This is a genomic window from Mesorhizobium waimense (assembly GCF_003601975.1).
Lineage (GTDB): Bacteria > Pseudomonadota > Alphaproteobacteria > Rhizobiales > Rhizobiaceae > Mesorhizobium > Mesorhizobium waimense.
The window spans coordinates 62,683-87,460 of the sequence record NZ_QZWZ01000023.1 but is presented as its reverse complement, the minus strand read 5'-3'; the positions used below and the strand labels follow the sequence as shown (position 1 = coordinate 87,460).

Sequence of the window (24,778 nt, the reverse complement as noted above, 5' to 3'; positions counted from 1 at the left end):
GATCAGAACCGCGTGGTTAGGCCGAGCCCGAATATGGTTCGGTCGAATGTCGGTCGTTGCTCATGGGCGAGGCTGGCGCGCAGCGTCAGCGGGTCGGTGACGTCCCAGGAGATGCCGCCAAAGACGCTGCGCGTCGGCACCAGCGTGCCGTCGGAGATCTCGGGGGCGTCCGCGTAACCGCTGAACACATTGACGCCCGGCGTGACCGCAAGATCGGCCCGCAGCACATAGCCATCCGCGCGCGTACCGATATCGTCGGCTGCGTGCACCCATCGGGCCGAAAGCCCGAGCCGGCCATCCAGCACATAGGCCTGCACCCAGGGCGAGATCGCGGTGATCTCGGCGTTGGCGAAATCGTCGTAGCGGGTGTCGATGTTGAGCGAGAACGGGCCGAATGCCTTGGCGGGCGCCACGATCTGCCACGAAGCGCCGGCGCCGATCGAGTAGCGCGCCAGGAAATCGGCATCCGGCGTCGCGGCCGCAAGCGCATACGCAGAAACAGTTGGCGAAAAGGCCTGGTCGATGCGGCCTTCGATCTGAACGTCGGTGCGGCCGTAGCGGGTCGCCATCCGGGTGCGGCCCGAAATGGTCGTCCGCGGGGTGAGCCGATAGGCAAGGCCGGCCGAACTGTCGGTCCAGTCGCCAAGTCCGTCGGTGAGATCGCTCACTTCGCTGCCGAGATCGAACCGCCATTTGCGCTGCGGTGGCGCGGCCAGCCTCTGCTCGATATCGCGAGAGCCAGGTTCGAGGGCAAGCGCCTGCCGGTAGGCGTCGCGCGCGGCGTCGTCGTCGCCACTGGCGCGGCGCACATCGCCGATCCCCACCAGCGCCTCGGCATTGCGCGGATCGATCGCCAGCACCCGCTGAAACGACTGCTCGGCCCGCGTGTAATTCTGCTCGAGCAGGGAAATCCGCGCGTCGAGGCCAAGCGCCTCGACATTATCAGGCGCGGTGCCAAGCAGGCCATCGATCATCGCGCGGGCGCGCGGCACGTCGCCTTGCCAGATCGCTAGGCGAACCTTGCCGAGGCGAGCATCGAGAAGGCCCGGCTCTATGGCCAGCGCCTGGTCGAAGAACTGCCCGGCCTCGTCGAATTTCTGCTGGGAGCCCACGACAAGGCCCAGGGCGACCAGGATGTCAGTGTTTTTCGGCGCCAGCCCGAGCGCGCGACGATAGGCCTTCTCCGCCTCGGGCAATTGTCCCGCCGCCCGCAATCTCCGACCCTCCTCCATCAGGCCGGCAACAGGATCCGGCCGCGGAGGGCGCGGCTTCTTCCCCGCGGTCGCGGCTGCAGGCTTCGCCTTGCTGCTCCTGGCCTGCTGGGCCTTGCGGATGTTGGCGACAAGCGTGGCCGCGTCGGCATTGCCGGGCTCGGCACGCGAGACCTTTTCGGCCAGCGGCAGCGCGGCCTCGATATTGCCGGAGCGGAATTCGATCTGGGCCATGCCGAAGCTGGCATCCAGATAGGCCGGCGCGAGCGAAAGCGCCTTGGAAAAGGCCTCGCGCGCCGCCGGCAGATCGTTGCGGCCAAGCTCAGCGAAGCCGAGTTGCACCAGGGCGTCGGCATTGTCGGGCTTGAGCGCCAGCGCGCGCCGAAGCAGATCTGCCGCTTCGTCGAAATTCTGGGCTTGCCTGGCCTTCACGCCGGAGGCGTACAGTTCGTCGACCGTCTGGGCCAGCGCCGCGGCAGGAGCCGCGGCAACCGCCAGGAACATGCATGCGGCAATGATGGCGCGCCGGCCGCGCCGCATCAGCGTCTCCCGCTCTTCCGCGCGAGCAGACGCGCAAGCCGGGCCAGGAGTTCCTCGGGAATGAATGGTTTCACAAGGTAGTCGTCAGCTCCCTTCTCAAGGGCCGAGACGATGTCCCTTTCGCCCTTGCGGGCGGTCAGCATGACGACCGGGGTCTCGGACAGGGCCGGATCGCCCTTGATGCGGGCAAGCACCTCCAGGCCATCGGCCTTGGGCATCATCGCGTCGAGCGCGATGATGTCCGGTGCCTCCTTCTCCGCCTTCGAGAGCGCTTCCGCCCCGTCTACCGCCTTGATGACCTCGTATCCCTTTGCCCTGAGCCTGAATTCCATCAGTTCGAGCAACAAGGGATCATCATCGCAAATCAGAACTCTTGCCTTCGCTCCGTTCACCAGCCTTGCTCCGGTTCGCGCCTCGTTTGCCGCTAGCCCCCCGGAGTGATTGATCCCATGAACCGACATCCGCCAACGCGGTTCATGCAGGCAGACAATTTCCTCTCGAACCTCTCGCCGACGACCGCCAATGCCGCGCGGTTATAGACAACCTGATTCGAGACGACTGCACCTCAGCACAATCAGTAGATGAATAGGGCGGCATGGTATAGGAGCCGCGAACGGCATCGCACAAGCTGCGGACAACCTACGCTCCGCCGACCGCTCGGTGCCTAGGCGGCCCGTTATCTCCGGCTGAGCGCAAGCAGGTTCTTGACTTCACCGGCAAGCGCAAGCGGGTCGAACGGCTTGGCGATCACCCCTACCGCCCCCATTGCCAGATAGCGTTCGACCTCATGCGTCTGGGTGCGCGCGGTGATGAACACCACGGGTATCGACGCCGTCGGTCCGGATTCGGCCAGCCGCTTCAGCGTCTCCGGCCCGTCCATGTCCGGCATCATCACGTCGAGCAGAATGAGGTCGGGTTCCCATTCGGCGGCATCAGCCAGCGCCTGCATGCCCGAACAACAGGACCGCACCTCGAATTCCGGCTCGAGCTCCAGCGACATCTGGGCGATTTCGCGGATATCGTCCTCGTCATCCACATAGAGGATCCTTGCGGGCATCAGCATCACTCCTTGGCGTGCGCGGCAGACCGGGTGCCCCTGCGGGACGAAACCAACATGCTTCTGACCAGCTTGGCGACATCGATCTCCGACGCCCTGGTCTTGGTCATCATCGCCTGCACCCGGTCGCCGAGTTTCTCGTCCAGTTCCGCCGCCGAAAACACGATGACCCCGGTCTCCAGCGGCAGATCGATGAGCAGATCCAGCCCCGATCCGTCGGGAAGCGCGATGTCCAGGATGACCAGGTCGAAGCGATGCTTCGCGACCGCCCGCCGTGCCTCCTGCAGCGTTTTCGCCGAGGTAAACAAGACGCTCGGACCCAGCCCCGCCGACATCACGGCAAGCACACCCTCGTCGTCCTCGACATGGAGGATCCTCGGCCTCCGCTCGACCTTGCCTTCAACGATCTTGGCAAGAGCGGCGTGAAGCCGCCTCGAATCCACCGGCTTCTCCAGCCAATCGACGATGCCGACGGCGGTGCCGTTCAGCGAGCGCTTGGCCTCATCGGCGACGGCGGAGATGACGATGACCGAAATATCGGAATTCACCGGTGACGCCCTGATGTCGTGGAAGAGCTTGATGCCGGATTCCCCCGCCAGCCTGATGTCGAGCGTCAGCGCCACGTAGTCGCGGGAGCGCAGCAGCGCCTTGGCGGTGTCGATGTCGGGGGCGACGTCGCTGGAAAAGCCTTCCGCATCAAGAAGTGCCGCAATCACCGCCGCGACGTCGGCCTCGTCCTCGCAGATGAGAACACGCAGGCGGCCATCGCGCGGCCGCGACCGGCGCTCGACCAAAACCGGCTTCTCGGCCTGCCTGTGCGCTTCGGCAAGGTCGACGTGAAACGAGGTTCCTTTGCCTTCCTCGGTTTCGAAGGAAACGCCGCCGCCCAGCTTTTCCGCAATGGCCTTGACGATGCTCAAGCCCAGGCCGGTGCCGCCTATCCTGCGGGTGCTGGAGGCATCCGCCTGCTCGAACTTGCCGAATATGCGGCTGCGGAAGGCCTCGGGGATGCCGGCGCCCTGATCGATCACCGAGATGCGCAGCATGTCGCGATCGCGACGCTCGAGTTTCACCGTCACGGTTCCGTCGGCGTCAGAGAACTTGATCGCATTCGACAGCAGGTTCGCCATCACCTGATGCAGGCGGTCCGGGTCGATGTTGGCCTCAGCGCGCGGGGCATCGTCGACCAGGACGATGCGGATCCGGCTATCGGCCATGTAGTTGGAACTGGCGGCAATGGCCTGCTCCAGGACTGGGCGGACAGGCATCTGCTTGATCTTGAAGGCGATCACACCCGATTCGATCTTCTCCATGTCGAGGATATCGTTGATGAGAAGAACCAGCCTCTCACTGTTTTTGTGGGCGATGTTGACGAGGTTGGCCGCCTTGGGCGGCAGTTCGCCGGCCACGCCGGCCGCGATCAGGCCCAGCGAGCCGCGGATGGAGGTCAATGGGGTGCGCAATTCGTGGCTGACCGTGGAAATGAAATCGTTCTTGAGCTGGGCGGTGCGCTTCTGCTCGGTGATGTCGCGATTGTAGGTGATGACACCGGTGATCTTGCCGGACTCGTCGCGGAACGGGGCCTTGAGCGTGTAGAGCCAGCCTTGCCTGCCATCCGGTAAAAGCGCCGGCTGATCGATCCGCAGCGTCTGCCCGGCCTCCAGCGCGCCCATCTCATCCTGGCGGAAGCGCTCTGCCACCTCCTTCGGATAGAAATCGAAATCCGTCTTGCCGATGAGCTCCTCCACCGAAGCGGCGCGAATCATGTCGGCGGTGGCGGGATTGGCGGCGATGAAGCGGCCATCCACATCCTTTATGTTCAGGCAGTCCGGCAGCTCGCGAACCATGGCCCGGTAGATCATGTTGGACACCAAGAGATCGCGCCGCCGCTGCTGGCGGTCGAGCAGCACGCCGATGATGATCGTGCTGAGAAAACGGAACACGAGGGACGGGAACGTGCTCTGTTGCACCAGGCCGGCGATTTGCGCGGGGATCACCAGGAGCGTGATCAGCCCGGCAAGGGCAACCGATACGCCGAGACCGAATATGTCGTACATGGTGCGCGACCGGGCCGCGACGATGTGGTGCCACGCAATGCCAACTACAGCGGTGATGAGGATGCCCACGACACCGACGCTCGCGCCCTGCCCGCCGAGATGGATGCGATAGGCAATGGAGCCGACCGTGGCGATGAGCATTGCCGGCCATCCGCCGAAGAACGCGGCGGCGGCAATGAAGGCGGCGCGCAGATCGACGACGAAGCCGGAGACGGTCAGGGCCGTCGCCATAGAAATGATCGCGCCCACGCACATGACCACGCCGAGAAGCAGCGACTGCATCCGCCGCGAGAGACGCCCGGTGAAATCCGCCACAAGGTCCCAGGCGACCACGAGGATGGAGACCAGGGCAAGATTGGCGAGGAGTGAGTGCCAGATCTCGATCATGACGTTCCGGCTCCTTTTTTCCGGATAGATACCGGCAAAACCTATCCGAGGTCTAAAGAGCCGGCGCTCTGCGGCAACGGCGCATGTCGAAACTGCGCAGAAATTGTGCCGACCGGCCTGGCTTCGTGGCGGCTGAACCGCCAGTCGCAATGCGCTGCGATGCGTGGATCGCCTGTTGGCGATCTCGCGGATGTCGGCCCCCTGGGAGCACCGGCAGTGCCGCCAGGGTGGTGACGGTGTCGACCTCGCGGGGCTTCGAATGCGCTGATCCAAACACGGCGACTCGTTGGTGCAGAACAGCGCCAGTGCTGGCAAGGGCGCCAAAATGGTTGCGCCGGTGCTGCGGCCCGTTGCGGTTGACTTTTCCTGGGGGGCAGTTCCGGAAAATGCCCATGGTTTGGGCAGTTTGCCAATCACTGTGGCATTTATACAACCACTAATTTAATCACCGCCTGCTAAGACACGCTGGGCTTATTCATTGGGGGTACGGGCGATGTTCACGCGCTTTTTTGCGAAATCTATTCTTCTGTGTGCCGTTTCGACAGTGGCTTTGATGTCTGCCGCGCATGCGGCCGATGTCGCTCAGCCGGTCGAGGCGTCCGGGTTCAACTGGAGCGGGCTCTATGTCGGCTTCGGCGTCGGCGCCGGCGCCAACGTTCATGAGATCAGCAGCGACTTCATTCCGGGCCTGTCGCTGAACGGCATCGGCGGCGAAGGCGTCTACGGCGAAGCGACCGTCGGCTACGACTATATGGTTTCGCAGCGCTTCCTGCTGGGCGGGCTGATCGACGCCCATTTCGGCAATATCGAGACCTCGCTTGACGCATTCGGGCTCAGCGCCTCGATCCAGGAAACCTACGGCTTCGATGCCGGCCTGCGCGCTGGCTATCTCTTCACGCCGAACACGCTGGGCTATGTGCTGGGCGGCTATTCCTGGCAGAAGTACAAGCTGGACACCAACGCGGGCTTTGACCTCGATTGGGACCAGGGCGGCTACTTCGTCGGCGCTGGTGTCGAGACCGCCGTCGCCGGCAACTGGACGATCAAGGGCGAGTACCGCTACACGCGCTTCGCCACCAATGACGATCTGCTTTCCCAGTTCGGCGCGCCGGATGGCGCTCTCAACCTCGACACGTCGCGGCATACGTTCCAGGTTGCGGCCAACTATCGCTTTGGCGCCCAGAACGGCGGCGGCGCGGCCTTTGAGGCGCCCGCCTACAGCTGGACCGGCTTCTATGCCGGCGGCGCCGTAGGCGCCGGTGCGTCCGTGCATCAGCTCGACGTTCCGCCTGCCGGTGTATCGTCGAACGGGATCGGCGGCGAAGGCGTGTTCGGCGAAGCGAGCATCGGCTACGACCAGGATTTCGGCAGCTGGGTGGCAGGCGTCATGGTCGACGCACGCTATTCCGGCATGACGTCGAAGGTGGAAGTCCCCGGCGGCCAGATCAACCTTGACACCGACTACGGCTTCGACGTGCTTGGCCGCCTCGGCATGAAGGTCAACGAATCCACCCTCGCCTACGCGCTCGCCGGCTACAGCTGGCAGCATTTCGACCTCAACGCTTCGGCGCCCATCGGCGACATCCTCGATTGGGGCTCCAGCGGCTTCTCGGTGGGTGGCGGTGTGGAAACGGCCGTATCGAGCAACATGACGGTCGGTCTCGAATACCGCTACTCGCAATTCGCCGAGAAGGATTTTTCAGCGGATCTCGGCGCGCCGGACGATACCCTCACCTCGACGCCCTCCTTCCACACCGTGCGGATCGACGCCAAGTACAAGTTCAACTAAAAGCCCTTTCACTAAGGCCCTCCAGGCAAACAGCTAGAGCCCGTCGGCAATACCGGCGGGCCTTTTTGTTTCCTTAGAAATGTTGCCGCGGGCGCTTCACCGCCGCGGATACAAATACCCCACGCCGCGGATCGTCTTGATCAGTTCCGGCTTGGCCGGGTCCTTCTCGGTCCGGCGGCGCAGCCTGGTTATGCGGCTGTCGATGCTGCGGTCGAACGGCTCGTCGCCTCTCGGCGGCGCAAGGTCGAGCAGTTCGTCGCGGCCGATGACCTGGCCGGGCCGCGTGGCGAAAGCCGCGACCAGGTCGAGCTCCATCGGCGTCAGCGACATTGCCCCGCCCTCGGCGTCGCTTAGGGTCCGCGCGACTGCGTCGAACACATAGGGTCCAAAAGCGAAATGCCCCGCCGGCAAGGGATCGGCGCCATCAGTTCCCTTCGGCCGGCGCCTGCGCAGCACCGCGGCGATGCGCGCCTCCAGTTCGGTCGGCGCGAAGGGTTTTATCAGATAGTCGTCGGCGCCGACTTCGAGGCCCGCCACCTTGTCGAAAACCGAGTCGGCGCTGGTCAGCATGACGATGCCCGCATCGTGATGCTCGCGCAGCCAGCGGGCGAGGCTAAAACCGTTCTCGCCGGGCATGTTGAGGTCGAGAACGACAAGGTCGGCCTTTGCCGCCATGATCACCGCGCGCAGTTCGGCGCCGCCGGATGCGGTGCGGACGCCATAGCCCTTTGCCTGCAGATAGTCGGCGATCATGAACGCCACGTCGGTCTCGTCGTCCACGACAATGATGTCGGCCATGCGTTCCCCCGATGCCGCGAGCCACCACCGGAACGTACAGGGCATTCGCCCGGGGTCAACCGCACCCTGCCCTGGCGGCAATTCTCGCCCGATCGACACACTGAAACAGGGACCGCCGAGAAAGCCGGCCCACGACATCGTCGTGAAACCTGGCAGCGCCAGCCTGACGGACAGTACAATGAAAGAGGGAGCAATGCCTTGGCACCGTCAGCGATGGCCGACTTGACAGGTCGGGAGCCGTTCAGTCCACTGGCCACGCGGGAGCAGCAGCATCGCGACCGGCGCATCCGTCAGTGGAGATCTCGCCTTGCCGACCTCCTCGAAATTGCCCCTGTCCCGGCATTACGCGTTCGCCATGGCCGCCCTGCCTTTGGTGTTGCTTGTCGCCGGTCTCGGCCTGCATCAGTTCCAAAGCCGGCAATCGTCGCTTGTTCCCTACGCGATCATTCTGGCCGGCCTGCTGGTCTTCCTGTTCGCTGTGCACCGGATAGTTCTGAGCGAATTTGGCCGTCCAGGCCTCGGCCATGAACGCTCGCCAGGCAATGGCGCTCAGCAAGCCGAGACGGTTTCGGGCAGTGCCGAAGGTGCCGAGCAAAGACGGGCCCGCGAGGCCTTGGAGGCCAGCGAACAGCGCTACCGCAGCGTGGTCGAACTGCAGACCGAATTCGTTGTCCGCATGTCGCCCGACGGTTACCTGACCTTCGTCAACGATGCCTATTGCCGGGCATGCCGGATGACGCGGGAACAGCTTCTGAGCCCCTCCTGGTGCGAACTCGACGTGCTTCCGCCGGACGAGCGGCGCCGGTTCGTCGAGCATCTCGGCCGCCTTACCCCGCGGGCGCCGGACGCCAGCATAGAACTTCTTAACGCAATGCCCGATGGCGTCAGCCGATGGCTGGCCTGGAACGATCACGGCATCTTCGATGGCGAAGGCCGCCTGATCGAAGTGCAATCCGTCGGCCGCGACATCTCCGACCGCGTGTTCGCCGAACAGGCGCGACTTGAAGCAGAGAAACTGTCGAGAGAAGGGGATGCGCAGTTCCGCGCTATCGCCGAGGGCGTGCCACTCCCGATCACCATATCGGCAATCGACGGGCCCGAAATCCTGTTCGTCGACGAGCCAGCGCGCAAGATACTTGGCATCGAGATCGGCCAGGTCGGAGCAGAAGCGATATCGACCTGGGAAAGCCGCGCCCGGCGCGACGATCTCATGCGGCTGCTGCTGCGTGACGGCATCGTCGACGCATTCGAAGCCGGCATGACCACCATGCAAGGGATGCGGATCGACACTTTGGTTTCGGCGCGGCTGATCACGCGCGGTGGCCGTCCGGCCATGCTTGCCGCCGTCACCGACATCACCCGCCAGCGCGAAGCCGAGGCGGAAATCGCCCGCCAGCGTGAAACGCTCTATCAATCCGAAAAGCTTTCCGCGCTTGGTTCTCTGCTGGCCGGCGTGGCGCACGAGCTCAACAATCCGCTGTCGGTCGTCATCGGCTACAGTTCGATGCTGAAGGAGTTTTCGACCGACAGCGCGACCGTGGGACGGGCCGACAAAATCCATGCGGCGGCCGAACGGTGCTCGCGGATCGTGCGGACGTTCCTGGCCATGGCGCGCAAGAAGCCGCCGACAAGAGGCGCCGTCGACATCAACGAAGTCGTCATCGCCTCGCTGGAGCTTGCCGCCTACAGCCTGCGCTCGGCCGGGATCGAGATCCGTACCGAACTGGAGGATGGGCTGGCCAATATCTGGGGCGATCGGGACCAGCTGCATCAGGTCATCACCAATCTGGCGGTGAATGCACAGCAGGCCTTGCTGCAGGTGCCGCATCCGCGGCGGCTGGCGATCATAACCACCGGGGAAGACGGCGCCGTCGAGATCGTGGTTGCCGACAACGGTCCGGGCATGCCGGAGACTGTGCGGGCGCGCGCCTTCGAGCCTTTCTATACGACCAAAGCGGCCGGCGAAGGCACCGGCGTCGGCCTGTCCGTCTGCCACGGCATCGTGACCGCCCATGACGGCAGCATCGAGCTGGATTCGACCGAGGGCGGCGGGGCGCGCTTCACGATCCGGCTTCCGACCGGCAAGGCCGAGGCGGTTTCGGCGCCGGCGACGGCCGGCAAGTCGCCGCCTGCGCCATCGGCCGCGCGCATTCTGGTGGTCGACGACGATATCGATATTGCCGCGATGATCGCCGAGATGCTCAGGCGCGCCGGCCACGACGTGACCATTGCCGACGACGCGCATGCCGCCTTGAGAGCCGTGCGCCACGAAAGGGTCGACCTCTTGATCAGCGACATACGCATGCCCGGCCTGGATGGACCCGGCCTCTACCGCGCATTGGAGGAGGTGCGCCCCGGGCTCGCCAGCCGGCTGCTGTTCGTGACCGGTGACACGCTGGCCCCCGAGATCGATCGCTTCATCGGCGAGACTGGCGCGCCGGTGGTCGAAAAGCCACTCGATCCGCAAAGCTTTCGCAGGCTGGTGACGGAACGCCTCAGCGCAATGGAAGAGGCCAAGGCATGACCAGGCAGAAATTGCTCATCGTCGACGACGAAGCGCCCTTGCGCGAGATGCTGTGCGACTACCTGCCGATGCACGGCTTCGACGTCCGGGCTGTCGCGGATGGAGCGGGCATGCGCGCCGAACTCGACAGCTTCGATCCCGATCTCGTCATTCTCGACGTCAATCTCATCGGCGAAAGCGGCTACGACCTCGCCCGCGAAATCACCGAACGGAGCCGCATTGGGATCCTGATGCTGACTGCCGTCGGCGACCTGCCTCACCGGCTCGAAGGCCTCGCCGCCGGCGCCGACGACTATATGGCCAAGCCGTTCGAGCCGCGTGAGCTTCTGGCGCGGGTCAGAAGCGTCATAAGGCGCCTGGGCGAGGAAGAACAGGCGCCGGCAAACCGCATCCGCTTCGGCCGCTGCGTCCTCGACATGGATGGCCGCACGATGGTCGATCCGGACGGCGCCGACGTCGAACTGACGCCCATGGAATTCGACCTGCTCTGCGTGTTCGCGCGCCATCCCCGGCAGATATTGTCGCGCGACCAGCTTTGCAGGCTGGCGCACAACCGCGACCTTGAGCCGGGCGACCGCAGCATCGACATCCGCATCACGCGATTGCGCAAGAAGGTCGAGGCCGAACCGGACGTGCCGATCGTCCTGGTGACGGTTCGCGGCGAAGGCTATGTCTTCGAGCCCGCCCGCAATGAGGCGCGAAGCCGCTAGGGCTGCGACTTGCGACCTGGGCGGATGTCTGTCGCAGTGCCTCACGCCGTCCAACCCGCTTGCGAACTTCCCTGCGCAGGCTGCGCGCGGTGTCGCGCACGACGGGAATGGTCCAGCGCGCGGTTGCGGTCGCGATCAGCAGCCCGGCAACCGGATCGACGAAACGGGCAATCATCGTACCTTCCCAGACCATGGCTGTTGCCAGCGACGCGGCGATCAACAGGTTCGACGAGAGCTTGTCGGAGAACAGGCAGATTTGAGCGCGGGCCAGCGCCGAAGCAGCAGTCAAGTTGCGGGCCTTCCAGCGACGCAGGATCCAGAAATTGATCGCCGCATAGGCGAGATTGAGGTTCATGGCGAGGAGCACGCCTGAGCCGTGCGGTTCGACGCCGCCGGCCGTGATGCGCTGGACCGCGATGCCAGCGACGACAGCCATGGAAAGGCACATGCCGAGGGCAGCTAGCGCATTGGCGAGTGTTTCCGCCAAGGCCGCCCGGCGCTTGCCGATGCCCGATTTCCTGCCACCGGCAACGACCGCGACAACAACCAGCACCAGCATGTCCATCAGCGTCAGCGCGAGATCGGCGCGGATGGTCAGCGAGGTGGACGTGGCGGCCGCGTAGGCCGTCAGCAGCAGGCCAGGCGTGCCCGCCAGAACAGCCAGACGCGCCGTGCGGGCAGCGGCTGCCTCGGCATCCGATCCGCCATTGTTTGCTTGCAAGGTTTGCATCGCCAGAGCCTCCCCGTTCAGGCGCCACCGATGACGCAGCGATGTTGCGCTGATTTGCCGAACTGCCGGCTGAAGGTTTCGTTTGTGTCGCCGCGCGGCGTGCTCGCCGCCATCGTCATCGTTTTTGGACAACAGGCGGACGTTTCGGCCGTGGGCGATCGCAACAATCGAAACAATTGGGACGAATTCGGCATTCGCCTGAAACAGCCGGCAGCGAAAAGACTGCCCATGGAGCGCACCCGGCGGGACGGCTCCCCCAAGAGAAGGAAATCAAGATGAATCGCCTCAAGACTTACATTGCCGCTGCCTCGGCAATGGCCTGCCTCGTCGCCCCGGCCAACGCCGCGCGGACGGGCAACTCGTTGACCAGCAATGGTCTCGGCGTCTTTGCACTCAACGGAGTACATGTCGACGGCATCGTCCTTGCGAAAAGCCTTGCTCCGGCCGGCGGCTCCGCTGTCGACACGAGCAACGGCAATTTGCCGGCTGTCCAGAACGGCAGTACCCAATCCTCCACCGTCGGAACGGCCATCAACAACGGCCTTCCGGCTGTTCAGCACGGCGGCGGTGGCGCCGGTTATGATGGGCCGACCCCCAAACCGAGGCGTTAGAAGCGCCGCGCGTCCAATTGCGCGACCAAAAGATGCAGTCAGGTGGAACGGATGGCCCCGCGCCCTCCGTTCTCTGTCCAGCGAAAGTCAATGACAAAGCTGCCTTTGGCCACGCCCACCAACCCCTCACAAGGCGTCACGTCGGGAACCAACAATGTCACTCAACCGCGTCATCCACACCGGCTCTGCGCATTGGTGGCCATCGGCGCGGCCATTTCCGACGTGGTCGCCACCGCTGCTGACGAGGCCGGGACCCGACAGGCGATCAGCTCGATCTCCGTGGTCGGCACGAGGTTCGAGGTAACGACGGGAGACGGCCACATTGTCCCTCAAGACGATCTCGTCGGCGCCATTCTGACGCTCGGTCACGGACACGACCGGGTGCCGCTGCGCATCGACGCGGTCGACACCGATCCGAGGAACCCGGATGGCGCGATCATGCTCTACACCATGTCGACCCGCGACGCGGCGACAGGCGAGTGGCGCAACATCTGCGAACCCGACGCCGAAGGCAGGCGCATGGGCTTCCCGCTCGCCGGCACGTGGACGCAAGACGGTCGCCATCTGCCGTCCGACACGGCCTTCAGCATTACCTGCACCGGCGGCGCCCAGGCCAAATGCGCGCGTTTCGGCTATCGGCCTTGGGAAAAACTGCCGGATGGAACGCCGCTTTGGGATCATCACCAGGCATGCACCCGCATGATCCGCGCCGATTATTGCGGCGACGGTGTCGGCCATACGCGCAACGGCACGCCGATCGTCATCTACGACAGGAACGGCATTCAGCAGGACGAGGCGGCGCCGGGGATGGCGTTCGAAGCGGCGTGGGGAGTGGACGGCGCGCTGTGCGTCAGCCGCACGAGGATCCCCGACGTGCTGACGATGGAAGGCCTGACGGCGATCTGTCCGGGCGTGCGGCAACTGCCGCAGGCAGCGGCGTGCGAAAGCCACGCCGGGGCGCTGATCCTTAACCGTTCGATCGAGCCGTAATCCGCCGGCATCACGTTCGGGCAGCGCGCCTGTTGGGCTTCGGCTTGTCGTCGCGCGACCGCCCCTCCACCACCTTCGCGATCTCGCGCTTCAGCTCGTCCTTGATGTCGACGGTTTCGCTCATCAGCGCGTCGATCTTCATGAAGTCGAGCACACGGTATTTCGACACCGCCGGGCGGACCAGAATGTCGGGCGGGCACTGCTTCAGCTTGTTGGCGATGATCGACTGCATCATCAATTGCGTGGCGCCGAACATCAGGTCGACCGTGGTCGGATGCTTGCGCTCGATCTCGCTCGGCGCGCCGACGACGTCGATGGCGATGATGATGTCGGCAGCCTTTTCGATGAGATCGAACGGCACCGGGTTGTAGATGCCGCCGTCGATCAGCACCCTTCCGTCGCGCGTCACCGGGCGGAACACGGCGGGAATGGCGGCCGAGGCTGCCAATGCCGAATGCAGGTCGCCGCTGTCGAACACGGCGAGCTTGTGGCCGAAATAGTCGGTCGCCGTCACCTGCAGCGGGATCTTCAGCTCGGCGAAGGTTTCGGGGATGGCGTCGGGCAGGAACGCTTTCAGGATGCGCTCGATGTTGAACTGGCTGACGCGGATGCCGCCCTGCATCGCCTCGGCGAGGGTGCCCGGGCGCGCGCGCCACATGCGCGTCGCCACCTCGGCGCGGCGGCCGAGGATCGAGCGGGCATAGTCGTGGATGTCCTTGCCGGCCATGCCCGAGGCCATGCCGGCGCCCATGATGGCGCCGATCGAAGAGCCGGCGATGGCGACCGGCTTGATGCCGAGCTCGTCCAGCGCCTCTATGGCGTGGATATGCGCCAGCCCGCGCGCACCGCCACCGCCAAAGGCAACACCGAAGGTGGGGCTCATCCCTTTCCTCCTAGCGCCGGCCCGACGATCATGATGGCCGGCTCGGCAGATAGCAGCTTCTTCGCCGCCGCCTTGACCTGATCGAGCGTCACTGCATTGATCAGCGCCGCGCGGCGCTGCATGTAATCGATGCCGAGCTTGTCCAGTTGCAGCTCGACCAGCGTCGCGGCGATGGCGCTGGAGGAGTCCAGATTGTTGATGGGGTAGGCGCCGATCATGTATTTCTTGGTCGCCTCCAGCTCGGCCTCGGTCGGCCCCTGCTCCGCCATATCCTTCACCACCTTGCGCACGATGCCGAGGGTCTCGAAGGCGCGGTCCGAACGCGTCGCCGTGGTAACGATCAGCGCGTTGGCATGCTGGTGGTCGACGAGGTTGGAATCGACGCCATAGGCCAGCCCGCGTTTCTCGCGCACCTCGTCGTAGAGGCGCGAGGTGAAGGTGCCGCCCCCAAGAATCTCGTTCATCAGCACTGCGGCGAAGAAATCCGGCGCGTTGCGCTGCACGCCGGGAAAAGCGAGCTGCAGCGAGGTCTGCGGCAGGTCATAATTCACCTCCACCTGCTGGCCCAGTTTCAGGGCTGTGTCGGCGACCGGGGCGAGCGCCTGCTTTTGCGGCAGGTTGCCGAAGACCTGGTCGAGCTTGCCTTTCAAAGTCGCGGCATCGATGTCGCCGACCACCGCGACATGCAGGCCATCGCGGGCGAAACTGGCCTTGTAGAATGCCCTGATATCGTCGGGCGTGATGGTGGCGATGCTCTGCCTGGTGCCCTCGTCCGGCCGAGCATAGGGATGCTCGCCATAAATCGCACGCAGCCATTTGCGCTGGGCGATGGCGTTGGGGTCGCGTTCATTGGCGATGATGCCGGACAGGATCTGGGCGCGGATGCGGTCGATTGGCGCCTGGTCGAAGCGCGGCCTGTTGACCGCGAGCGTCAAAAGGTCGAAGGCGGCGTCCTTCTGTTCGGAAAGCATGCGCATCGAGCCATAGGTGCCGTCGCGCTGCGCATCGAAACCCATTTCGGCGCCGGCATCGTCGAGCTTGACCTGGAAGGCGTCGCTGTCGAAATCGCCGGCGCCCTCGTCAAACAGGCCGGTCATCAGATTGGCGAGCCCTTCCTTGCCGGCGGGATCCTGCGTGGAGCCGCCGTCGAAGACGAAGCGGATGGTGACGATCGGCACCGAATGGTCCTCGACCAGCCAGGCGGTGATGCCCTTGGGCGACGTCACCTCCTGGATATCCATCGCCCGCGCGGCCAGAGCCGGCAGGATGAGGAAGAGGATGGAGAGGAGCAGAGTGGCGATGGCGTGCAGCGCGCCCTTCCCTTCTCCCCTTGTGGGAGAAGGTGGATCGGCGCGAAACGCCGAGACGGTTGAGGGGTGTTGGACGGATCGCTGTCGGTGCCAAGCTGGAACACCCCTCATCTGACCTCGCTTCGCGAGGCCACCGCCCAGGGGCGAGCCACGGGTCTCGCCCCCTCCTTCGGACCCCACAAGGGGGGAAGGGGGAGCCTGGCGGGGAGAAGTGAACGTGCCGCTGTGCAAGCTCATCATCATCAATTCCTCACCTGCTGCTGCGGCAGGAGATAGCCTGTCGTCGAATGGTCGAGCACCAGATAGCGCACTGCCACCGCCTTGACCTCGTCGGCGGTGACCTTGCGGATGCGGTCCGGCCATTCCTCGATATCCTTGACATTGCCGCCGGTGGCGAGCGTCGAGCCGTACATGTTGGCCATGTCGTCCTGCTTGTCGCGGGCGAAGATCACCGAGCGGACATAGCGGTCCTTGGCCTTCTCCAACTCGTCCGGCGTGACGCCGTCCTTGGCGATGCGGGCGACCTCGGCATCGACCGCCGCCTCGACATCGCTGAGCTTGGCATCGCCGCGCGGCGAGCCGTAGACGGTGAAGTTGGTGGCGTCGAACATGGTGCCCTGGAACCAGGCGCCGGCTTCCCCGGCGATGCCCTGCTTCACAACAAGCTGCTGGTAGAGCCGGCTGCGGTTGCCGCCGCCGAGGATCTCGGCCAGGAGGTCGAGCGCCTCGGCCTCGCCAGGCTGGGCGGTGCGATAGGACGGCACCACCCATTGCGTCGAAAAGCTCGGCACCGAAACGCGCGCATCGGTCAGCGTCACCGTGCGCTTGGTGTTCTGCTCCGGCTCGACCGGGCGGATGCGCGGGGGTAAGTCCGGGCCGCGCGCGACCTTGCCGTAGGTCTTTTCGGCCAGCGCCTTCACCATGTCCGGCTCGACATCGCCGGCCACGATCAGCACGGCGTTGTTGGGCCTGTAGTATTTGTCATAGAAGGCGATGGCGTCCGTGCGGTTCAGCTTTTCCATCTCCTGCATCCAGCCGATCACTGGAATGCGATAGGGCTGGTTCTGCCACAGCGTGGCGTTGACCTCCTCATCGAGCACCGCTTGCGGGCTGCTGTCGATGCGCGAGCGGCGCTCCTCCAGGATCACGTCGCGCTCGGTCTTGATGACGTCGTCGGTGAGGATGAGGTTGCGCATGCGGTCGGCCTCGAAACTCATCATCTCGCCAAGGGCCGACGGCGCCACCGTCTCGTGGAAGGCGGTGTAGTCGTATGAGGTGAAGGCGTTGTTGGAGCCGCCGATGGCCGAGATGGCGCGGTCGAACTCACCGGCGGCGTGGTTGGTCGTCGCCTTGAACATCAGATGCTCGAAGAAATGCGCGATGCCTGATTTGCCGGGCGGCTCATCGGCGCTGCCGATCTTGTACCACACCATATGGGTGACGATCGGGGCGCGATGATCCGGGATGACGACCACCTCCATGCCGTTGTTAAGCAGGAAGTTGGTCACCTTGCCATCGTCGGCGGCGAGCGCGGGACCGGCCAGGGCCAGCGCCGTGGTGAGCACCGCGCTCCGCAGCCATTTAGTATGAGGTGTCATCGATGGCTCCGGTTGTCATGGGCGCGACGATAGGCGGGGTTCATGGACGAGGCAAAGTGAATTGTTCGTCATTTTCGAGGCAGTGTGCTCAGTTCCTCGCCCCCGCAAGGCGGGGGAAAGGGTGGCTCGGCGAAGCCGAGACGGAGAGGGGGATTGCGCCGACGAACCGAGGAAAAGCTGGCCTGACCGTTTTCGAAAACCGCCAATGCTAGCGCCTCGCACAACCGTCCCCCTCTCCGGCCGTTTGCGCGGCCTCCCCAAATGAAGGATTGGGGGAGGAAGCGCCAATCGCGGAAGCCTCACCCAGCCTCGATGAACCGGATCACCGTCTCGCCGTAGCCGCGCTCGTCGACCACCGAAAAACCCGGCCCTGGTTCGAAGGGCGCCGATGCAACCTCCTCGACCACGCAGAGCGCGCCAGGCAAAAGCCAGCCGCCTGCCCTGGCCGAGCGCAGCGCACGTTCGCCAAGGCCCTTGCCGTAGGGCGGATCGGCGAAGACCAGACCAAAAGCCGAAAGCGTGCCGGCTTCACCCAAAGCCGTGGCATCGCGTCGAAAAATCTTGGTGCGCCCGGTAAGTCCGAAGGTCTCGACATTGGTGCGGATCAGGCCGCGCCCTTCCGCCGATTCCTCGATGAAGACGCCGTAGGATGCACCGCGCGACAACGCCTCGAGGCCGAGCGCGCCGGTGCCGGCGAACAGGTCGAGCACGCGCGCGCCGTCGAGCTTGTCGGCGAAGCGGTGCGCCAACACGTTGAACACCGCCTCGCGGGTGCGGTCGGTGGTCGGGCGGATGGCATGATCGCGCGGGGTCGCCAGCGGACGCCCGCGAAACTCGCCGCCGACGATTCTCATCTGGTCCTGGGACCCTTGACGCCGCCGCGCGGCCGGTCACCGCCCTTGCCGCCGTCCGGACGCTCGCCACGTGGCTTGCCGAACGGCTTTGCGCCAGCCGGTTTGCCATAGGACGGCTTGAACGAGGTCTTGCGCGCCTTGGCCTCTGCCGCCTTGGCGGCATCGGCTTCCGCCCTGCCCTTGCCGATCGGACGCGAACCCGGCGCCATCCAGACATTGGCCTTGCGCTGGCCGGGCGGCTCGATCGGCCGCTGCTCGCGGTCTGATTTCTTGCCGCCGAAACCGCCACGAGGCTTGTCGCCAAAGCCACCACGCTCAGGTCTAGGACCGCGCTCGCCAAAACTCTTTTCCGGCCCGGAACCTCTCTCGGGCCTTGTTGACAGCTTGCCGAGCGCCTCGTCGCGGCTGCCTTCGCGGCGCTTGCGGTTCTTGATCAGACCGCCCTCGCCGATCGGGCGGCGATCGACGCCGTCACGCGCAAATTTCGGCCGCTCGGCTTCCTCCGGGCGCGGCTCGGTCCGCCGCACCGGCTTGTTGGAAAACGGTTTTGTGATTTCGGCGTCGAAATTGGCGCCCGACTCCTCGACCAGCCGCTCGCCGAGCTGGTCGCGCAGGACGCGGCCCTTGATCTCCAGCACATGGCCCTCCGGCAGGTCCTCAAGCTGGAACGGCCCATAGGAAATGCGGATCAGCCGCGTCACGTCGAGGCCGAGCGAACCGAGGATGTTTTTGACCTCGCGGTTCTTGCCTTCGCGCAGTCCGATGGTCAGCCAGGCGTTCGAGCCCTGCTCGCGGTCGAGGCTCGCCTCGATGGCGCCGTAGAAGACACCATCGACGGCGATGCCTTCGCGCAAGCCGGCGAGCGCGCTTTCCTCGACCTTGCCGTGGACGCGCACGCGGTAGCGCCTGAGCCAGCCGGTGGCCGGCAGTTCGAGCACCCGCGACAGGCCGCCATCATTGGTGAGCAGCAGCAGGCCTTCTGTGTTGATGTCGAGACGGCCGATGGTCATCAGCCGCGGCAGGTCGGCCGGCAGCACGTCGAACACGGTCTTGCGGCCTTCGGGGTCGCGGTTGGTGGTGACGACGCCGGCCGGCTTGTGGAACAGGAACAGCCTCGTGCGCTCGATCGGCGGGATCTCCATGCCGTCGAGATGGATGATGTCGCCGGGCATGACGTTGAAGGCCGGCGAAGTCAGGGCCCGGCCATTGACCTTGACGCGACCCGCAGCGATCAGCTCCTCGGCGTCACGGCGCGAGGCAAGGCCGGCACGGGCCAACCGCTTGGCGATACGCTCGCCGGCTTCTTCCGCCGCCTCGGCGGGACGTGGGCGCGGCTTGAAGCCGCCACCCGATGACCCAGCACCCGGTGTGCGCGGTCGATCGCCACCGAAGTCGCGCTTTGGCCGATCAGCGAAGTCGCGTTTGGGGCGATCGCTGAAGTCGCGCTTTGGACGATCGCCAAAATCACGCTTCGGGCGCTCGAAGCGCCGCTCGCCGCCCTCGGCCTCGGCAGCCATCGGCCGGTCGCCGCGCGGTGCGTAGGGCTCGCGCGGACCTTCGCGCTTCTCATACGGCTTGCCGTCGGGGCGCGGCCCCTTGCTGAACGGCCGGTCGCCGCTTTTGAAGTCGCGCTTCGGCCGCTCGCCATCGGCGGCCATCGGCCGGTCGCCGCGCGGCGCGTACGGCTTGCGCGGGCCTTCACGCTTTTCATAGGGCTTGCCTTCGGGGCGTGGGCCCTTGCTGAACGGCCGCTCGCCGCTTTTGAAGTCGCGCTTCGGCCGCTCGCCATCGGCGGCCATCGGCCGGTCGCCGCGCGGCGCGTAAGGCTTGCGCGGACCTTCGCGCTTTTCGTACGGCTTGCCTTCTGGGCGTGGGCCCTTGCTAAACGGCCGCTCGCCGCTCTTGAAATCCCGCTTCGGACGTTCGCCTTCGGCGGCCATCGGCCGATCGCCACGCGGTGCATAAGGTTTCTTGGCACCGAAGGACGGCTTGCCGCCCTTGCCGGCGGCGCCATCGCGGCTGCGCGGTGTCGCGGCTTTTGGGCCGCTCTTGCCCGGACCTTTTTTGGGTCGGAATTTCTTGTCGTTGTCGTCCATGTGGCCTTTGCCTGTTTGCGCTGCTACAGCGTGGCGCATCCTTTCGGACGCGCAAAGGACGCTGTAGCACTTTGATTTGGCGCATGATCGTTTCCGAAAACCTGAGTCCGATTTTCGGGGTTAGGCGCTAGATAACAGGATCACCGTCAGGTGGCGAGGAGATAATCGGAATGGAAACCGCGTGAAGCGGCTGGATTTCATGGCGCTGGCGCTGAAGGAGGCCGAGGCTGCCGCGCTGCGTGGTGAAGTGCCTGTCGGCGCGGTCATCGCCAGCGGCGGCACGGTCGTTGCAAAGGCCGGCAACCGCACCCGCGAGCTTGCCGACCCAACGGCGCATGCCGAGATGCTGGCGATCCGGGCGGCCTGCCATGCGCTCGCCAGCGAGCGGCTGACCGGGCACGATCTCTATGTCACGCTGGAGCCCTGCGCGATGTGCGCCGGGGCCATTTCCTTCGCCAGGCTGCGGCGGCTCTATTTCGGCGCCGCCGATGAGAAGGGCGGCGCGGTGGTCAACGGCGTGCGCTTCTTCGCTTCGCCCACCTGCCATCACACGCCCGACATTTATCCGGGCATGGGCGAAAGCGAAGCTTCCCTTATCCTGAAGGATTTTTTCCGGGAGCGGCGCGAAGCCTGAACAGCAGGCGCCGGAACGCGTCTTCGTGGCTAACAGGCAATTAGAGGCCCAGCCAGTCGAACCAGCCGCCACTCTTCTTGCCCTCCGCCTCTTTCTTGAGGCGGCGTTCCTTCTTGTATTCGTCCTCGCCGATATCGCCCTGCGGCGCGGTGCCGGCGGCGACGCGATAGTCCAGAGGCGGCTCGCTCAGATATTTGCGGGTGTTGGGATCGCCCTGCTTGCCTTCGGCCATACGGCGCTGGATCTCGGCGGCGCGGCCCTTGTCCGAATCCGCCGGCGACCAGCGCGGCGGGTGGCTGGAGGCCGAATCCGCCATGGCCTTCTTCACCGCCACCGGATCGGTCTGCACATCGTCGACGATCTGCGACTGGTAGGCCGGATCGTCCTGGTGAGCGGTGGCGTCGGCACGCAGGCGGGCGCGGCGCGCCTCGGGCGATTCAGGCCAGTCGGCACTCGCCGTCTCGATGCTCTCCTGCGGCGGCGGCAGGTTTTCCTTCTGTCCCGGTGCCGGCTTCACCAGCTCGGGACGCGGCTTGTAGTCGATCTTTTCCCCTCGCTTCGGCGAGATCGAAAAGGCGCTGGACAGGTCGCCGGCAAGCTGCTCGCCCGCCGTCTTGTCGGTTCCGTAGGTGGGCGAGCCCATGCAGCCGGACAGAGCGAGGCCTGATACGACAAGCGGCGCCAGCAGCGCAACGCGCGCGTAAGTTCTCTCGGTCATGCCAAAAAGTCCCACTTAGACAGCCTCTCGATCGCCGCCGGCCAAAGGTCCGGTCCCCATCACTCAAGCACTTGCGACGGAAATCCGGCGACAATTTGTCGTCCGGAGTTTCGCGTGTTTATCTCAACCTCTCGTTAAGGGCAACGCACGGGCGGCAAAGGACCGCCCGGCGTGGCATTTGTGCACCGGCTTATATTTGATGGTGCATGTCGTTTCCCAAAACCGCTACACACTTTTGGGCGACATGCATCATAAACGCCCGAGCGCCTTCAGCTCATGCAGGACAGCCGCATCGCGCGCCGAGACATCTGGGAATGCCTGGTCCTGCCCGACATCGGCGGTGTAGCGCCAGGAACGCGCGCATTTGACCAAGCCACGGTCCTCGGCCTTCTCCACCACCACGGCGACACCCTTGACGTCGTCCAGCGTGAAAGCCCCGTCAATCGCTTTGCCATGGGTAATGACAAGGTCGCTGGTGATCGCCATCTCGGCCATGTCGACGTCCGATATCGCCGCTTCGAGCGTCGCATCGTCGATTGTGACGACCGGCACCGCCTCGAGCGAGGAACCGATGACCTTCTGGGCACGCGCGATCTCAAGCGCGCCGGTGACGACGCGGCGAACCTGCCGCACCTTGCGCCACTTTTCCGCCAGCACCTCGTTCCCCCAGGTCTCCGGGATCTGCGGGAATTGGTCGAGATGCACCGAAACGGCGTCGGGGTGACGGTCGAGCCAGGCCTCCTCCATGGTGAAGGGCAGCATCGGCGCCAGCCACTTGACCAGGCAGTCGAACAAATGGCGCACGACCTGTACCGAGGCCTTCCGCTTCACGCTGGACGGCGCGTCGCAGTAAAGCGCGTCCTTGCGGATGTCGAAATAGAACGCCGACAGCTCGACCACCATGAAGTCGAGCAGCGTGCGGGTGATGCGCTTGAACTCGAACGCGTCATAGCCGGAGCGTACGACGTCATCCAGTTCGGCCAGCCGGTGCAGCATCAGCCGCTCCAGCTCCGGCATGTTTTCCAGGGCGACCTCTTCGCCATCGTCATGGGCGAGCGTGCCCAGCATCCAGCGGATGGTGTTCCTGAGCTTGCGGTAGGCGTCGATGTTGGTCTGCAGCACGTTCTTGCCAAGCCGCTGGTCTTCCCAATAGTCGGTCGTCACCACCCACAGACGCAGGATATCAGCGCCGGACTGCTTGATCACGTCCTGCGGCACGACGGTGTTGCCGAGCGATTTCGACATTTTCCGCCCCTCCTCATCCATGGTGAAGCCATGGGTGACGACGGTGTCATAGGGCGCCCTGCCCCTAGTGCCGCAGCTTTCGAGCAGCGAGGAGTGGAACCAGCCGCGATGCTGGTCGGAGCCTTCGAGATAGACATCGGCCGGCCATTTCAAGTCCGGGCGATCCTCGAGTGTGAAGACATGGGTCGAGCCCGAGTCGAACCAGACGTCGAGGATGTCCATCACCTGATGCCATTTCGCGGCATCGTGATTGCCGAGGAAACGCTCCTTGGCATTCGCCGCGAACCAGGCGTCAGCGCCTTCCGTCTCGAAGGCCTCCATGATGCGCTGGTTGACCGCATCGTCCTTCAGCACATTGCCGTCCACGTCGGCGAAGACGGCGATCGGCACGCCCCAGGCGCGCTGGCGCGACAGCACCCAGTCGGGGCGCTCCTCGATCATGGCGCGGATGCGGTTCTGGCCGGCAGCCGGCACGAAGCGCGTGTCGTCGATCGCCTTCAGCGCGCGGCTGCGCAGCGTCGTGCCGTCGCCGAGTTCCTTGTCCATATAGACGAACCATTGCGGCGTGTTGCGGAAGATGATCGGCTTCTTCGACCGCCACGAATGCGGGTAGCTGTGCTTCAGCCGGCCGCGCGCGAACAGCTCGTTGCGCTTGATCAGTTCGTCGATGACGGCCTGGTTGGCGTTGCCCTTCTTGCCGTTGTCGTCGATGACGCGCGCGGCACCGCCCTCGCGGTCCGGCCCGAAGCCCGGCGCGTCCTTGGTGAAGAAGCCGGCATCATCGACAGGGAACGGGATCGCCGTGTCGATGCCGCGCTTGAGCAGCTCGGCCACCGCATCCGTCCAGGCGTCGAAGTCCTCGCGGCCGTGGCTGGGCGCGGTGTGCACGAAGCCGGTGCCGGCATCGTCGGTGACATGTTCGCCGGCGATCATCGGCACCGGGTATTCATAGCCGCCGCCAAGCCCCCTGAAGGGGTGCGAAAGCGTAAGGCTTTCAAGCTGTTCGGCCGAGACGTTGTGAAGGCGATTCAAGACGATCTTGGCCTTGGCCGCCGAGTCTTCGGCGAGTGCGTCGGCAAAGATCAGCTTTTCGCCGGGCTGCGGGCCGAACGCGTTCTCCGCCGCCGTGACCTCATAGAGCCCATAGGCGACACGCGGCGAATAGCTGACGGCGCGGTTGCCTGGGATGGTCCAGGGCGTCGTCGTCCAGATCACGACATGGGCTTCGAGCAGGTCCAGCGAGGATTCGGACAATGCCGCCGGCTGTTCACCTTCAGTGCCGGAGACCGGGCGGGCAAGGCTTGCGACCGGGAATTTCACCCAGATCATGTCGCTCTCATAGTCCTGGTATTCGACCTCGGCCTCGGCCAGCGCGGTGCGCTCGACCACGCTCCACATCACCGGCTTGGAGCCGCGGTAGAGCTGGCCCGACATGGCGAACTTCAACAATTCGCCGGCGATGCGCGCCTCGGCATGGAAAGCCATCGTCGTATAGGGGTTCTTGAAATCACCGACGACGCCGAGCCGCTGGAACTCGCTGCCCTGTACCGAGATCCAGTGCGCCGCGAATTCCCGGCATTCCTTGCGGAATTCGTTGACCGGCACCTCATCCTTGTTCTTGCCCTTGGCGCGGTACTGCTCCTCGATCTTCCATTCGATCGGCAGGCCGTGGCAGTCCCAGCCGGGCACGTAATTCGAATCGTAGCCACGCATCTGGAACGAGCGGGTGATGACGTCCTTAAGGATCTTGTTCAGCGCGTGGCCGATATGGATGTTGCCATTGGCGTAGGGCGGGCCGTCATGTAGCACGTATTTGGTGCGGCCGGCGGCGTCCTGCCGGAGCTTGCGGTAGAGGTCCATGTCCTGCCAGCGCTTGACCAGCAGCGGCTCTTTTTCAGGCAAGCCGGCGCGCATCGGGAAATCCGTCTGCGGCAGGTAGAGCGTCTTGGAATAGTCGATCGTTTCAGCTGTATCGGTCATTGGGGTGTCGGTCATCGGTCTGCCATGTGCATTGCCCGGCGGCAAAAGAGCTCGGG

Annotated in this window: 20 protein-coding genes; 7 read left to right on the top strand and 13 right to left on the bottom strand. The window is 64.9% G+C overall.

Annotated elements, in window-relative coordinates; genetic code table 11:
- Window positions 1-2: 2 nt before the first annotated feature.
- The 4 genes from D3227_RS25535 to D3227_RS25520 form a co-directional block, all read right to left on the bottom strand.
- A complete protein-coding gene (locus D3227_RS25535) occupies window positions 3-1,751 on the bottom strand; it encodes a YaiO family outer membrane beta-barrel protein (RefSeq protein ID WP_120017033.1) in 1,749 nt (582 codons plus the stop codon).
- On the bottom strand, window positions 1,751-2,143 hold the full coding sequence (locus D3227_RS25530; protein WP_120017062.1) for a response regulator transcription factor: 393 nt from the start codon (window positions 2,141-2,143) through the stop codon (window positions 1,751-1,753). The genes D3227_RS25535 and D3227_RS25530 overlap by 1 nt, the downstream gene beginning before the upstream one ends.
- A 284-nt stretch (window positions 2,144-2,427) precedes the next feature.
- Complete coding sequence (locus D3227_RS25525; RefSeq protein WP_120017061.1) at window positions 2,428-2,808, bottom strand: response regulator; 381 nt, start codon at window positions 2,806-2,808, stop codon at window positions 2,428-2,430.
- Between the two features lie 5 nt (window positions 2,809-2,813).
- The gene (locus tag D3227_RS25520; protein ID WP_120017032.1) at window positions 2,814-5,252 is read right to left on the bottom strand and encodes a hybrid sensor histidine kinase/response regulator; all 2,439 of its coding nucleotides are present in this window, start codon (window positions 5,250-5,252) and stop codon (window positions 2,814-2,816) included.
- 493 nt (window positions 5,253-5,745) lie between these two features.
- Here D3227_RS25520 and D3227_RS25515 point away from each other — a divergent pair, with 493 nt between their 5' ends.
- Window positions 5,746-7,041, top strand: coding sequence for an outer membrane protein (locus D3227_RS25515; protein ID WP_120017031.1), 1,296 nt, complete (start codon window positions 5,746-5,748; stop codon window positions 7,039-7,041).
- Window positions 7,042-7,137: 96 nt separating this feature from the next.
- Here D3227_RS25515 and D3227_RS25510 read toward each other — a convergent pair whose 3' ends face one another.
- Window positions 7,138-7,839: a response regulator gene (locus D3227_RS25510; protein WP_120017030.1), complete on the bottom strand. Its 702-nt coding sequence runs from the start codon at window positions 7,837-7,839 to the stop codon at window positions 7,138-7,140.
- A gap of 307 nt (window positions 7,840-8,146) precedes the next feature.
- Between D3227_RS25510 and D3227_RS25505 the strand changes: the two genes are divergently transcribed.
- On the top strand, window positions 8,147-10,363 hold the full coding sequence (locus D3227_RS25505) for a hybrid sensor histidine kinase/response regulator (protein WP_147377673.1): 2,217 nt from the start codon (window positions 8,147-8,149) through the stop codon (window positions 10,361-10,363).
- Complete coding sequence (locus tag D3227_RS25500) at window positions 10,360-11,073, top strand: response regulator transcription factor (RefSeq protein WP_120017028.1); 714 nt, start codon at window positions 10,360-10,362, stop codon at window positions 11,071-11,073. Before D3227_RS25505 ends, D3227_RS25500 begins: the two co-directional genes overlap by 4 nt.
- Here the strand turns inward: D3227_RS25500 and D3227_RS25495 are convergent.
- Window positions 10,958-11,803 carry a cation diffusion facilitator family transporter gene (locus tag D3227_RS25495; RefSeq protein ID WP_120017027.1) on the bottom strand — a complete coding sequence of 282 codons (846 nt, stop codon included), beginning with the start codon at window positions 11,801-11,803 and terminating at the stop codon, window positions 10,958-10,960. The genes D3227_RS25500 and D3227_RS25495 overlap by 116 nt on opposite strands.
- A gap of 84 nt (window positions 11,804-11,887) precedes the next feature.
- On the opposite strand from D3227_RS25495, the gene D3227_RS25490 reads away from it, so the two are divergent.
- From D3227_RS25490 to D3227_RS25480, 3 genes are all read left to right on the top strand, one after another.
- Window positions 11,888-12,082, top strand: a complete 195-nt coding sequence (locus D3227_RS25490; protein ID WP_147377672.1) for a hypothetical protein — start codon at window positions 11,888-11,890, stop codon at window positions 12,080-12,082.
- Entirely contained in the window at window positions 12,079-12,414 is a 336-nt protein-coding gene (locus D3227_RS25485) for a hypothetical protein (protein WP_120017025.1), read from the top strand. Before D3227_RS25490 ends, D3227_RS25485 begins: the two co-directional genes overlap by 4 nt.
- Before the next feature lie 90 nt (window positions 12,415-12,504).
- A complete protein-coding gene (locus tag D3227_RS25480; RefSeq protein WP_147377671.1) occupies window positions 12,505-13,404 on the top strand; it encodes an ADYC domain-containing protein in 900 nt (299 codons plus the stop codon).
- Window positions 13,405-13,414: 10 nt separating this feature from the next.
- Here D3227_RS25480 and D3227_RS25475 read toward each other — a convergent pair whose 3' ends face one another.
- The 5 genes from D3227_RS25475 to D3227_RS25455 form a co-directional block, all read right to left on the bottom strand.
- Entirely contained in the window at window positions 13,415-14,287 is an 873-nt protein-coding gene (locus D3227_RS25475) for a patatin-like phospholipase family protein (RefSeq protein ID WP_120017023.1), read from the bottom strand.
- On the bottom strand, window positions 14,284-15,708 hold the full coding sequence (locus D3227_RS25470) for a M16 family metallopeptidase (RefSeq protein ID WP_120017022.1): 1,425 nt from the start codon (window positions 15,706-15,708) through the stop codon (window positions 14,284-14,286). The genes D3227_RS25475 and D3227_RS25470 overlap by 4 nt, the downstream gene beginning before the upstream one ends.
- A gap of 131 nt (window positions 15,709-15,839) precedes the next feature.
- Window positions 15,840-17,195 carry a M16 family metallopeptidase gene (locus tag D3227_RS25465; protein ID WP_120017021.1) on the bottom strand — a complete coding sequence of 452 codons (1,356 nt, stop codon included), beginning with the start codon at window positions 17,193-17,195 and terminating at the stop codon, window positions 15,840-15,842.
- A 299-nt stretch (window positions 17,196-17,494) separates the two neighbouring features.
- Window positions 17,495-18,049: a 16S rRNA (guanine(966)-N(2))-methyltransferase RsmD gene (gene rsmD, locus D3227_RS25460; protein WP_120017020.1), complete on the bottom strand. Its 555-nt coding sequence runs from the start codon at window positions 18,047-18,049 to the stop codon at window positions 17,495-17,497.
- Entirely contained in the window at window positions 18,046-20,145 is a 2,100-nt protein-coding gene (locus D3227_RS25455; protein ID WP_120017019.1) for a pseudouridine synthase, read from the bottom strand. Before D3227_RS25455 ends, rsmD begins: the two co-directional genes overlap by 4 nt.
- 181 nt (window positions 20,146-20,326) lie before the next feature.
- Between D3227_RS25455 and D3227_RS25450 the strand changes: the two genes are divergently transcribed.
- Window positions 20,327-20,779, top strand: a complete 453-nt coding sequence (locus D3227_RS25450) for a nucleoside deaminase (protein WP_120017018.1) — start codon at window positions 20,327-20,329, stop codon at window positions 20,777-20,779.
- A 40-nt stretch (window positions 20,780-20,819) separates the two neighbouring features.
- Here D3227_RS25450 and D3227_RS25445 read toward each other — a convergent pair whose 3' ends face one another.
- Together D3227_RS25445 and ileS are read right to left on the bottom strand one after the other, a co-directional pair.
- A complete protein-coding gene (locus D3227_RS25445; protein ID WP_120017017.1) occupies window positions 20,820-21,497 on the bottom strand; it encodes a hypothetical protein in 678 nt (225 codons plus the stop codon).
- A gap of 249 nt (window positions 21,498-21,746) precedes the next feature.
- Window positions 21,747-24,722 (bottom strand): isoleucine--tRNA ligase, encoded by a 2,976-nt coding sequence (gene ileS / locus D3227_RS25440; protein WP_120017060.1) that lies wholly within the window; start codon window positions 24,720-24,722, stop codon window positions 21,747-21,749.
- Between the last annotated feature and the right edge of the window lie 56 nt (window positions 24,723-24,778).